Source organism: Lysobacter sp. TAB13 (assembly GCF_052113885.1).
GTDB lineage: Bacteria > Pseudomonadota > Gammaproteobacteria > Xanthomonadales > Xanthomonadaceae > Lysobacter > Lysobacter gummosus.
The window spans coordinates 218,638-231,051 of record NZ_JBFRDR010000004.1 but is presented as its reverse complement, the minus strand read 5'-3'; the positions used below and the strand labels follow the sequence as shown (position 1 = coordinate 231,051).

Annotated in this window: 7 protein-coding genes; 3 read left to right on the top strand and 4 right to left on the bottom strand. The window is 66.3% G+C overall.

Going from position 1 to position 12,414, the window contains the following annotated elements:
* Positions 1–51 precede the first annotated feature (51 nt).
* From AB4Y92_RS07115 to AB4Y92_RS07105, 3 genes are all read left to right on the top strand, one after another.
* The gene (locus AB4Y92_RS07115; RefSeq protein WP_441818982.1) at positions 52–807 is read left to right on the top strand and encodes an SDR family oxidoreductase; all 756 of its coding nucleotides are present in this window, start codon (positions 52–54) and stop codon (positions 805–807) included.
* Between the two features lie 247 nt (positions 808–1,054).
* Positions 1,055–3,436, top strand: coding sequence for a TonB-dependent receptor plug domain-containing protein (locus AB4Y92_RS07110; RefSeq protein WP_441818981.1), 2,382 nt, complete (start codon positions 1,055–1,057; stop codon positions 3,434–3,436).
* A gap of 206 nt (positions 3,437–3,642) precedes the next feature.
* A complete protein-coding gene (locus AB4Y92_RS07105; protein WP_441818980.1) occupies positions 3,643–5,688 on the top strand; it encodes an amidohydrolase family protein in 2,046 nt (681 codons plus the stop codon).
* A gap of 75 nt (positions 5,689–5,763) precedes the next feature.
* Here the strand turns inward: AB4Y92_RS07105 and clpB are convergent, their stop codons facing one another.
* The 4 genes from clpB to AB4Y92_RS07085 form a co-directional block, all read right to left on the bottom strand.
* Positions 5,764–8,349: an ATP-dependent chaperone ClpB gene (gene clpB, locus AB4Y92_RS07100; protein WP_441818979.1), complete on the bottom strand. Its 2,586-nt coding sequence runs from the start codon at positions 8,347–8,349 to the stop codon at positions 5,764–5,766.
* Positions 8,350–9,069: 720 nt separating this feature from the next.
* Positions 9,070–9,600, bottom strand: coding sequence for a lactoylglutathione lyase (gene gloA, locus AB4Y92_RS07095; protein ID WP_441818978.1), 531 nt, complete (start codon positions 9,598–9,600; stop codon positions 9,070–9,072).
* 55 nt (positions 9,601–9,655) lie between these two features.
* On the bottom strand, positions 9,656–11,263 hold the full coding sequence (locus AB4Y92_RS07090; protein ID WP_441818977.1) for a hypothetical protein: 1,608 nt from the start codon (positions 11,261–11,263) through the stop codon (positions 9,656–9,658).
* Positions 11,264–11,698: 435 nt separating this feature from the next.
* A complete protein-coding gene (locus AB4Y92_RS07085) occupies positions 11,699–12,400 on the bottom strand; it encodes a DUF4166 domain-containing protein (RefSeq protein WP_441818976.1) in 702 nt (233 codons plus the stop codon).
* Between the last annotated feature and the right edge of the window lie 14 nt (positions 12,401–12,414).

Genomic DNA, 12,414 nt, shown 5'->3' with positions numbered 1-12,414 from the left:
CGGGCGCGGTCCGTGGACCATGCACTCACCCGCCGCGACCCGATCCCGCCGATGAATGCCACCGACTTGCGCCTGAGCCCCGCCCCGAGCGTCCGCAGCCTGATCCTCGGCGCGCAGTCGGGTATCGGCCGCGCCCTGTCGGCGCGTTTGTCGCGCCGCCGCGGCCAGCTGACCCTGGCCTGCGCCGATCTGCAGCAGTTGGACGCCACCGCCGACACCCTGCGTCCGCTGGCCAAGTCCAGCATCGACACCCATCGGGCGCAGTTGGACGACACCGACAGCCTGCGCCGCCTGTTCGAGCGCGCCGGCCGGATCGACCACCTGATCATCGCCGCCAGCGCGCCGGCACCGGTCGGGCACTTGGCCGAGCTGGACCTGGATCAGGCGCGGCAGGCGTTCGAACGCAAGCTGTGGGGCTCGATCCAGGCCGTGCAGCTGGCCCTGCCCTATCTCAGCGGCCACGGCAGCGTGACCCTGACCAGCGGCATCGTCGCGCGCAAGGCCACGCCCGGCGCGCTCGCCCGCACCGTGATCAACGCCGCGCTGGAAGCCAGCGTCAAAGTGCTGGCGCGCGAACTGGCGCCGCTGCGCGTCAACGCCGTCAGCCCGGGCCTGACCGACAGCGACGGCTACCAGGGCATGGAACCGTTCGCGCGCATGTCGGCGCTGGCCCGGGCCGGCGAGAAGCTGCCGGTCGGCCGGATCGGCCGCACGGACGAAATCGCCTCGGCCTATCTGTTCGCGATCGACAACGCCTACGTCACCGGCACGGTGATCGACGTCGATGGGGGCGCGTTGATCGCCTGAGCCGCCCCGCGGCGCATGTCGCCGCACCCTCTTCCGGACGCCGGGATCGCTATTGTTGCGACCCGGCGTTTTTTTTGGGGCCGGGATTCGGGATTGGCCGCGCTTCGGAGCGCCCCGGCGCCAAAACTGGGGCGCGTACCACTTTTTGGCTACTTGCGTTAGGCACAGCTTGGCCGCTTTATTGACCCACTTGTTATAAGCGTGTTAAACCCGATTGCCATCGATGTCATCCCCATCAGGAGTCTTCATGCACGCCAGTCGCAAGCTCACCGGCCCCCTTCACCCACTGGCCCTGGGCCTGCTGATCGCATTCGCCGCGCCCGCCGCCTTCGCTCAAGACGCGGCCCCGCAAGGCGATCCCAAGACCCTGGACCAGGTCATCGTGACCGGCACCCGCGTGTCCGACCGCACCGTCGCCGAATCGACCGCGCCGATCGACATCATCACGCCGGAAACCCTCGAAGCCAGCGGCACGGTCGAACTGGCCACCGCGCTGGCGCGCGCCCTGCCCTCGCTGAACTTCCCGCGCCCGGCCATCACCGACGGCACCGACGCGGTGCGCCCGGCGCAGTTGCGCGGGCTCGCGCCCGATCAGGTGCTGGTGCTGGTCAACGGCAAGCGCCGTCACACCACCGCGCTGATCAACCTCAACGGCAGCCAGGGCCGCGGCTCTTCGCCGGTGGACCTCAACGCCATTCCGATCGCCTCCATCGAGCGCGTGGAAGTGCTGCGCGACGGCGCCTCGGCGCAGTACGGCTCCGACGCCATCGCCGGCGTGGTCAACATCGTGCTCAAGGGCAGCGATTCGGGCGGCAGCATCGCCGCGCGCTACGGCCAGTACAGCGCCGGCGACGGCGAGCAGTACCAGCTGTCGGGCGATGTCGGCCTCAAGCTCGGCGAAAACGGCAAGGTGCATCTGGCCGCGCAGGGCGGACATCAGGACCAGACCAACCGCGCGCGTCCGTTCCAGGGCGTGGTGGAACAGCGCTACGGCGATCCCGAGATCGACAGCGGCGCGGTGTCGTACAACGGCGAATACAAAGCGACCGATTACCTGACCTTCTATTCATTCGGCAGCTACAGCAAGCGCGATGTGCTTTCCAACGGCTATTTCCGCTTCGCCGGCGACGCGCGCAACATCCCGTCGATCTATCCGAACGGTTTCCTGCCGCAGATCCACAACATCAGCAAGGACCGCGCCGCGGTGGTCGGCCTGCGCACCGAGACCGCGGGCGGCACCCAGATCGATTTCAGCTACAACTACGGCCACAACGGCCTGACCTTCGACATCGAGCACACCCTCAACCGCAGCCTGGGCCCGACTTCGCCGACGCAGTTCTACGCCGGCGCGCTGGAAGTGACCCAGCACGTGTTGAACCTGGACTTCACCCGCCCGGTGGATTTCGGCTGGCAGTACCCGGTGACCTTCGCCTGGGGTGCGGAATGGCGCGGCGAGGAATTCAGCCAGCGCGCCGGCGAACCGCTGTCCTACGCCAACGGCGGCGTGCCCGCGTCCAACGGCCAGATCATTCCCGGCGCGCAGGTGTTCTCCGGCTTCCGCGCCAGCGACGCCGGCCAGTTCGACCGCCACAGCTACTCGCTCTATGCCGATGTCGAGGCCGACCTGACCGACAAATTCTCCGCCGGCCTCGCCGCGCGCTACGAGAGCTACAGCGATTTCGGCGACACCACTTCGGGCAAGCTGTCGGCGCGCTACGCTTTCACCGACAAGGTCGCGCTGCGCGCCACTGCCTCCACCGGCTTCCGCGCGCCGTCGCTGCAGCAGCAGTTTTTCCAGTCGATCGCGACCAATTTCATCAGCGGCGTTCCGTATGAAATCGGCACCTTCCGCGTCGATAACCCGGCCGCGGTCGCATTGGGTTCCGAGCCGCTGAAGGCCGAGGAATCGACCAACTACAGCCTGGGCCTGGTGCTGCAGCCGTCGGATGGCTTGTACATCACCATCGACGCGTACCACATCACCGTGGACGATCGCATTCTGCTGTCGGAAAACCTGACCAGCGCCGCGGTGCGCAATTATCTGCAGGCCAACGGTTATCCGGGCATCGGCGGCGGGCGTTACTTCACCAACGCGGTCGACACCAAGACGCAGGGCGTGGACATCGTCGCGACCCAGGCCTGGGATTGGGCGTCGGGCAAGCTCAACCTGACCTTGGGCTACAACTACTCCAAGACCGAGATCGAGAAGATCGCGCCCAACCCGGCGCGCCTGGCGGCGATCGATCCGAACGCGGTACGCATCGGCCGCACCGAGATCGGCCGCATCACCAAGGGCGCGCCGAAGGACAAGTTCTTCCTCGCCGGCGACTGGAAGACCGGCAACTGGAGCTTCAACGCCACCGCCACGCGCTACGGCGAGTTCACCGAACTGCACGCGACCGATCCGCTGCAAGACCAGACCTACGGCGCGAAGTGGACGCTGGATCTGGCCGCGACCTATCGCTTGAACAACTGGGACTTCACCTTGGGCGGCGACAACGTGCTCAACGAATATCCCGACGAGCAGAAGCTGGTCCTGGGCACTCGCAACTACCTGCCGTACAACACCGCCTCGCCGTTCGGCTTCAACGGCGCCTTCGCTTACCTGAAGGTCGGCTACAAGTGGTGAGTTAGGACTCAGGCGACACACGCGACCCGACGGCCCGGATTTCCGGGCCGTCGTTTTTCCGGGCGATTTTCCATCCTTCCGGCACATACCCGGATGGCCCGGATCGGCTATATACCAAGCCTGCCACCGCACGCACCGGCCATCGCCGGACCTGAGCAAGTGCGAGGCTCCGCACATCGCCCTTACGCAAAGCCGAGGCCCACGCCATGCGCATGACCGCTCCGCTGTTGCTGTCGCTCGTCCCGATGATGCTCGCCCTGGCCGTATCCGACGCCCTCGCCGCGCCCGGCAAGCGCGAGCAGACCGTGTTGATGCAAGGCAAGCCCGCCGGCCAGCAGAGCGTGGACACCGCCGCCGACGGCAGCGCCCAGGCCGAATTCCAATACCAGGACCGCGGCCGCGGCGATCACATCAAGAGCCGCTGGACCCTGGACGCCGCCGGCATCCCGACCCAGTACGACGCCGAAGGCAACAACTACCTGAAAGTCCCCATAAGCGAGCATTTCAGCGTGCAAAGCGGCAAGGCCAGTTGGAAGAACGACAGCGAACACGGCGAGAAAACCCTGAGCGCGCCGGCGTTCTTCCTGCCGCTCAACGCGACGCCGGAAATGCAGGCCGTGCTGGCGCGCGCTCTGCTCAAGGCGCCGGGCCGCAAGCTGGCGCTGTTGCCGGCCGGCGAAGCGCGGCTGGAAGAAGCCGGCACGTTCGACATCGCAAGCAAGAACGGGCCGCAGCGCTTGTCGCTGTACCGCATCGCCGGCATGAACTACACGCCCGATTCGGTGTGGCTGGACGCGAACGGCGATACCGCGGCGGTGATCTTCTCCTCCGGCTGGGTGTCGGTGATCGCACCGGAGTTGGCCGATTCGCTACCCAAGCTGATCGAATTGCAGGACAACGCCGGCGCGCAGTGGTCGCTGCGCATGGCGCGCGAACTCACCCACGCGCCCAAGGGCCCGCTGCTGATCCGCAACGCGCGCCTGTACGATCCGCGCGACCTCACGGTGACGCCCAACACCAGCGTGCTGGTCGAAGGCGAACGCGTCATCCGCGTCGCCCCGGACGCGGCGATGAAAGCGCCCGCGAACGCGGAAATCTTCGACGCCGGCAACCGTTTCCTGATGCCGGGCCTGTGGGACGTGCACAAGCACTACTCCGATTCCGACGGCGCCATGGACATCGCCAACGGCATCACCAGCAGCCGCGATCTGGCCAACAACACCGACGCGTTCCTGGACAAGATCAAGCGCTTCGACGCCGGCACCGAGATCGGCCCGCGCGTGCTCGCCGCCGGTTTCATCGACGGCCCCGGCCCGTATGCGGGGCCGACCAAGATGCTGGTCGCCACGCCGGAAGAAGCGATCAAGGCGGTGGACTGGTACGCCGACCACGGCTACATGCAGATCAAGAGTTACTCATCGCTAAAACCCGAGCTGGTGCCGGTGATCGCCGACCGCGCCCACGCCCGCGGCCTGCGCTACAGCGGCCACGTGCCGGCGTTCATGTCGGCCAAGCAGTTCATCGAAGGCGGCGCCGACGAGTTGCAGCACATGCTGTTCGTCGAACTCAACTTCATGTACCCGCGCGTGCAGGACACCCACACCATGGCGCGGCTGACCGAAGTCGGCGCGCACGCGTTCGAGTTCCCGCCGGACAAGCCGGAAGTGCGCGAGTTCATCGAGTTCCTCAAGCGCCACCACACCGTGATCGACCCGACCATGGGCATCGAAGAGGACTTGTTCGCCGGCAATCCGCAGGACAAGACGCCGCCGGGCCTGAAGACCGTGGCCTCGCGTTTGCCGCCGCAGGCGCAGCGCAATCTGAGCTGGGGCGCGCTGAAAGCGCCGAAGGGCGAGGAAGAGGCCTACGCGAAATCGTTCCCGGCGATGATGCGCCTGCTCAAGGCGCTGTACGACGCCGGCGTGACCATCATGCCCGGCACCGACGCGCTGGCCGGCTACATGCTGCATTCGGAACTGGTGTCGTATTCGCGCGCCGGCATTCCCAACGCCGAGGTGCTGCGGCTGGCGACCTTGACGCCGTCGCAGGTGCTGGGTGTGGATAAGGATCGCGGCGTGATCGCGCCGGGCAAGTTCGCCGACCTGGTACTGATCGACGGCGACCCGATCAAGAACATGGAAGACATCCGCAAGGTCGAAGCGGTGTTCAAGGGCGGCAAGCGCTTTGATCCGGCGCAGATCGAGAAGGCCCTGGGGATCGTGCCGCGCAAGGCGGTGGCGGTCGGACAGTAACGCCACGCCGCGATGCCTGAAACCAGAACGGCCCGCATATGCGGGCCGTTCTGGTCTTCGCCGATCGCAGGCCGATCAACTCTTGCGGAACACCAGATGCCCCGCCTCGGCCTCGACGCCGATGGTGTCGCCGCTGACGAACTCGCCGCCGAGAATCTTCTGCGCGAGCGGATTCTCCAACTGCTGCTGCACCGCGCGCTTGAGCGGACGCGCACCGTAAACCGGGTCGAAACCGACGTTGCCGATCAGGGTCAGCGCCGCATCCGACAGCGCGAGCTTCAGGCCGCGTTCGCCCAGGCGCTTTTCCAGGCCGTGCAGCTGGATCTTGGCGATCTCGCGGATCTGGCTCTTGTCGAGCGGATGGAACACGACGATATCGTCCAGGCGATTGATGAATTCCGGACGGAAGTGCGCCTGCACCACGCCCATCACCGCCGCCTTCATCTGGGTGTAGCTTTCCGGCGTGTCGTCGTTGTTGAGTTCCTGGATCATCTGCGAGCCCAGGTTCGAGGTCATCACGATCACGGTGTTGCGGAAATCCACCGTACGGCCCTGGCCGTCGGTCAGGCGGCCGTCGTCGAGCACTTGCAGCAGGATGTTGAACACGTCCGGATGCGCCTTCTCGACTTCATCGAGCAAGATCACGCTGTACGGACGGCGGCGCACGGCCTCGGTCAGATAGCCGCCTTCTTCGTAACCGACATAGCCAGGAGGCGCGCCGACCAGGCGGCTGACCGCGTGCTTCTCCATGAACTCGCTCATGTCGATGCGGATCATCGCGTCGGGCGAATCGAACAGGAATTCGGCCAGCGCCTTGCACAGTTCGGTCTTGCCCACGCCGGTCGGGCCCAGGAACAGGAACGAACCGCTGGGGCGATTGGGATCGGACAGGCCCGCGCGCGAACGGCGCACCGCGTCGGACACCACCCGCACCGCTTCGTCCTGACCGACCACGCGCGCGTGCAGCGCCTGCTCCATCTTCAGCAGCTTGTCGCGCTCGCCTTCGAGCATCTTCGACACAGGGATACCGGTCCAGCGCGCGACCACTTCCGCGATTTCCTCCGCGGTGACCTTGTCCTGCAGCAGCGTGAAGCCCTTGGTCTCGACTTCCTGCGCGGCCTTGAGCTGCTTTTCCAGTTCCGGCAGACGGCCGTACTGGATTTCGCTCATGCGGCCGAAGTCCTGCGTGCGCTGCGCCGCTTCGAGTTCGAGCTTGGCCTGCTCGATCTGCTCCTTGATCTTGGTCGCGCCCTGCAAGGTGGCTTTTTCCGCCTTCCAGATTTCTTCCAGGTCGTTGAACTGACGCTCCAGGGTGCCGATCTCGGCTTCCAGGTCGGCCAGGCGCTGCTTGGATTCGGCGTCCTTCTCCTTCTTCAGCGCCTCGCGCTGGATCTTGAGCTGGATCAGCCGGCGCTCCTTGCGATCGAGTTCTTCCGGCTTGGAATCGATCTCCATGCGGATGCGCGAGGCCGCTTCGTCCATCAGGTCGATGGCCTTGTCGGGCAGCTGGCGGTCGGCGATGTAGCGATGCGACAAAGTGGCCGCGGCGACGATCGCCGGATCGGTGATCTCCACGCCGTGGTGCACCGCGTAGCGCTCCTTCAGGCCGCGCAGGATCGCGATGGTGTCCTCGACCGAAGGTTCGCCGACGAACACTTTCTGGAAGCGGCGTTCCAGCGCGGCGTCCTTCTCGACGTACTTGCGGTATTCGTCCAGCGTGGTCGCGCCGATGCAATGCAGCTCGCCGCGCGCCAGCGCCGGCTTGAGCATGTTGCCGGCGTCCATGGAACCTTCGGCCTTGCCCGCGCCGACCATGGTGTGCAGTTCGTCGATGAACAAGATCACCTGGCCTTCGTTCTTGGACAGATCGCTCAGCACCGCTTTCAGGCGCTCTTCGAACTCGCCGCGGAACTTGGCGCCGGCGATCAGCGCGCCCATGTCGAGCGAGAGCACGCGCTTGCCGCGCAGACCTTCGGGCACCTCGTTATTGATGATGCGCTGGGCCAGGCCTTCGACGATGGCGGTCTTGCCCACGCCGGGTTCGCCGATCAGCACCGGGTTGTTCTTGGTGCGGCGTTGCAGCACCTGGATGGTGCGACGGATTTCCTCGTCGCGTCCGACCACCGGATCGAGCTTGCCCGACTCGGCGCGCGCGGTCAGGTCGATGCAGTATTTTTCCAGCGCCTGCCGTTGTTCCTCGGCGTTTTCCGACTGCACGCTTTCGCCGCCGCGCAGCTTGTCGATGGCCGGTTCCAGCTTGGCCTTGGTGGCGCCGGCGGCCTTGAGCGCGCGGCCGACATCGCCGCCGTCGTCGAGCGCGGCGAGCAGGAACAGCTCGCTGGCGATGAAGGCATCGCCGCGTTGCTGGGCCAGCTTGTCGGTGACGTTGAGCAGCCGCGCCAGATCGTTGCCGACCGAGACGTTGCCGGCCTGCCCCGAGACCTTGGGCAGCTTCTCCAGCGCTTCGCCCAGGCGCTCGCGCAGCAGCGGCACGTTGACCCCGGCCTGCGCCAGCAGCGGCTTGGTGCTGCCGCCGCTCTGGTCCAGCAGCGCGGTCAGCAGATGCGCCGGTTCGATGACGCTGTGGTCGCGCCCGACCGCTAGCGACTGCGCATCCGACAGGGACTGCTGGAAGCGCGAGGTGAGCTTGTCCATTCGCATGGAGGTTTCTCCGAAAGGTGTGGCGGCCGGGCGCGAGTGTGGCGCGGGGGCCGCGAATGACCTGTTAATGCGGGTCGGGGCGCTATCTTTCAAGCGAGCGCGGGGGATTGGGGGCGGGTTGCGGTTATGTGGCTTTTGAAGCGACGGCAAAAGCAAATCCCCCCTAGCCCCCCTTTTTCAAAGGGGGGAACGGCGGCGCGGCGGCTTGGAGCACCCGCGCGCGCTAACCGTCGCCCACTTTGAAAAAGGGGGCGAGCGCCCGGCGTGGGTTTGAGGTTTGATCGACTCGATAGCGCGGGGGATTTGCTTTTGAGCGCAAAAGCAAAAGCGAATCCCCCTACCCCCCTTTTTCAAAGGGGGGAACGCTGGCGCAGCGGCGAGGAACACCCGGGCGCGCTAACCATTGCCCACTTTGAAAAAGGGGGCGAGCGCCCGGCGTGGGTTCGAGGTCTGATCGACTCGATAGCGCGGGGGATTTGCTTTTGAGCGAAGAAGCAAAAGCGAATCCCCCCTAGCCCCCCTTTTTCAAAGGGGGGAACGGCGGCGCAGCGGCTTGGAGCACCCGGGCGCGCTGACTGGCGCCCACTTTGAAAAAGGGGGCGAGCGCCCGGCGTGGGTTCGAGGTCTGATCGACTCGTTAGCGCGGGGGATTTGCTTTTGAGCGTAAAGGCAAAAGCGAATCCCCCTCTTTTTCAAAGGGGGAACTGCTGGCAGGGTGAATCAAGCCAGATCGGTTGGCTGCAAAATCTCGACCCAATACCCATCCGGGTCCTTGATGAAAGCGATGTGCTTCATGCGCCCATCGCTGAGCTTCTTCTGAAACTCAACCCCCAACTGCTCGAAACGCGCGCAAGCCGCCTGCACATCCGGCACCGACACGCAGATATGCCCGAAGCCGCGCGGCTCGCTGTTGCCATGGTGATACGCGAACGCCGCATCGCCCTCAGTGCCATGGTTATGCGTAAGTTCCAGCACCCCGCGCTGGCTCAACAACCATTCGCCGCGCGCCGGTTCCTCCGCGGGAATCTGCGCGGGATCGTTCACCAACACCAGGAAGTACAGACTGAACTGGGCCTCGGGAAAATCGCGCTTGCGCACCAGGGTGAAGCCGAGCACGCGGGTGTAGAAATCCAGCGACTTACTCGGATCCTTGACCCGCAGCATGGTGTGGTTGAACACGAAGTCGCGCGTGGCGGCTTCCGGTTGCGCGGTCACGCCGGGCACGGCGTTGAGTTCGTTCTGCAAGGACATGGCGTGGGGCCGTTCGAAAAGGGAACGAAGGATTTGAGGCCGCGGCGGCGAAGTCTCAAGCCTGCGGCGGCGAAGGCACCGGGTCGCGCTGGAAAGACAGCAGAACCAGCAAGACGGCCAGGCCGATGTACGCGCCTATGAACTGCCAGGCTATGGTGCGCGACAACCCTTCCAGCGCCCACGGCAGGTACACGCCGCCGCGCGGATCGACCGAGTGGATGATGCCGAACAAGGCCAATCCCGCGCCCGCGAGCAGGAACGCCGCGGCGCGGCGCAGGCGGCCATCGACCATCGCCGCCACCGCCGAGGTCCAGATCATCGAAGTCATGATGAAACCGTTGCCCAGGGTCACGATCACCGCCAGTTCCGGCAGGCCGTGGCCGTCGAGCGCGCTCATCAGCTGGGCGTGGTGATCCGGCGCGATCCAGCCCGGGTTGCCGGTCTTGATCGCGAGCATGTACGCCACCGACGGCAGGAAGCCGAACACCATCGCGGTGGCGTGCTTGCCCGGCGTGGCCTGGAACGCCTGAGTGGTGATGTCGAGCGCGACGTAGACGATGATCGGCGCCAGCACCGCCAACGGCAGCCACTGCACCAGACCCGAGACGATGCCGAGCATGCCGCCCAGGCCGATGAACAAACCCGTCAGCAGCGTGTAGCCACTGCGCGCGCCCATGTGCTTGTACGCGGGCTGGCCGATGTAGGGCGTGGTCTGAGCAACGCCACCGACCAGACCGGCGACCAAGGTCGAAAACGCCTCGGCCAGCAAGATATCGCGCGTGCGGTAATCGTCGCCGGCCGCGCGCGCGCTCTCGCTGACGTTGATGCCGCCGACCACCATCAGCAGGCCGAACGGCAGCAGCAGCGGCAGATACGGCACGGTGTACGGCAGGCCGTCGATGAAGCCCAGCGTCGGCAGCGGCAGAACGAAGTTCAGCGGCTGCGGCGTGGGGAAGGTGAAGCCGGGCGCGCCAAGGCCCAGCGCGCCGAAGCCGTAGAACAACACGGTGCCGAACACGAAGGCGACGAATACGCCGGGTAATTTGATCGGCAAGCGCCCCTTGGCGATCAACACATACAGCAACAGCCCGAGCGTCATGAACCCGACCATCGGCGAGCGCAGGGTTTCGATCAGCGGCAGAAAGCCCATCAGCACCAGCGCCACGCCGGCGATCGAGCCCAGCAGGCCGGCGCGCGGAATCAGCCGCGTCACCGCGTCGCCGAAGAACGACAGCACGAACTTGAGCAAACCCATCACGATCAGCGAGGCCATGCCGAGCTGCCAGGTCGCGGTGGCGGCGGCGGTTTCGTCCATGCCCGCCTGCTTGAAACCGACGAAGGCCGGGCCGAGCACCAGCAAGGCCATGCCGATGCTGGTCGGCGCGTCCAGGCCCAGCGGCATCGCGGTGACATCGTCGCGGCCGGTCTTGGCGGCCAGGCGCCGCGCCATCCAGGTGTAGATCAGATTGCCCACCAGCACGCCGAAGGCGGTGCCGGGGAACATGCGGGTGTAGATGACTTCGGCCGGAAACCCGAAGATGCCGATCAGCGCGGCCGAGATGAAGCCCAGGATCGACAGGTTATCGACGACCAGGCCGAAGAAGCCGTTGAGGTCGCCGGCGACGAACCACGAGCGCTGTTTGGTTGCGGTCCCGACGTTCACCAGCTGCGTCCCCCGTCCATAGCGCCGCCCGCCGGCTCAGCCTGACGAAGAAACACACGAACCGACAGCGGCGCGGCCGCGAAGTCGGAACACGGCGCTGAGGGAAACGAACTCACGACACTCATGGGCAGCACTCGGAATGCGGGAAGGGCGCCTCCTTGCGGATGGAACCCGCGATCCTTGTGCGGGGACGTGCCGGACGAACGGGAATTCGGGTGTCAGTCGAACGAGATTCGCGACCGTGTGGAATTCGCGGTGGCCACCCAAGTCGCCAAGCCGCCGCGCCCCGGATGAAATCCCCGAAAATCTGCCGATTTCGCCGTTCCCGACACCGTCGCCACGCAGCATAGAACGTCGCGCGCCCGCCGCGCACCCGCGAGGCGGAAACGCTGCGGCCCAAAACCCGCGCCCGAACGCGGGTCCGCCCCGCAGCGCTCAGCCCTCGACGTCCAGCCAGCCCTGGTAATGCACCAGCAGCCCGATGCCCGGCAGCGCCGCGCGCACGTCGAAGCGGTAACGGCCGTCGCGCTCGAACTCGCGCGCACGCACGCCGCCGAACCAGCCCAGCGGCAAGGGCAGGCCGAGCGCGCGTACGCGCACCAGCCGCCAGGTCAGGCCGGGCTCGTTCGCGCCGTCGTCGGCGCCTTCGCTCATCGACAACGGGCCCATGCCGCCCGACATCGGCGAGTGGTTCAGGGCGGACGACACCGTCACCGCCGCGCCGGTCTGCAACGACAGCACGCCCGAGGCCGCCGCTTCCGGCAACTCGCCGCTGAGTTCGAGCGCGAACGCGAAGCGCATCGGCCCCAGGCGTTCGAACACCAGGCCATCGCGTTCGAGCAGGCGCGAGCGCATCGCCGATTTGCCGAAACGCCGCGTCCAGGTTTCGCCGCGCGGGCCGGCGTCGATCTCCACTTCGATCGGCCCCACGTGCGCCTTCGGCAATCCGGCGATACGCGCGAACAAGCGCGAGCACAGGCCCGGGCCGCGTTCGACCTCGGCTTCGCCGCGATAGCGCTGGCGCCCGCCGCGCCCGTGCAACAGGCGCAGGGTTCGCGGCAGCAATACGAAACGCACGCCCAGCACGCGCGGGTACAGTCCTTCGCGCGTTTTCAGCCGCTCCGGCGCGTTCTTCATGATCCGTGCTCCAA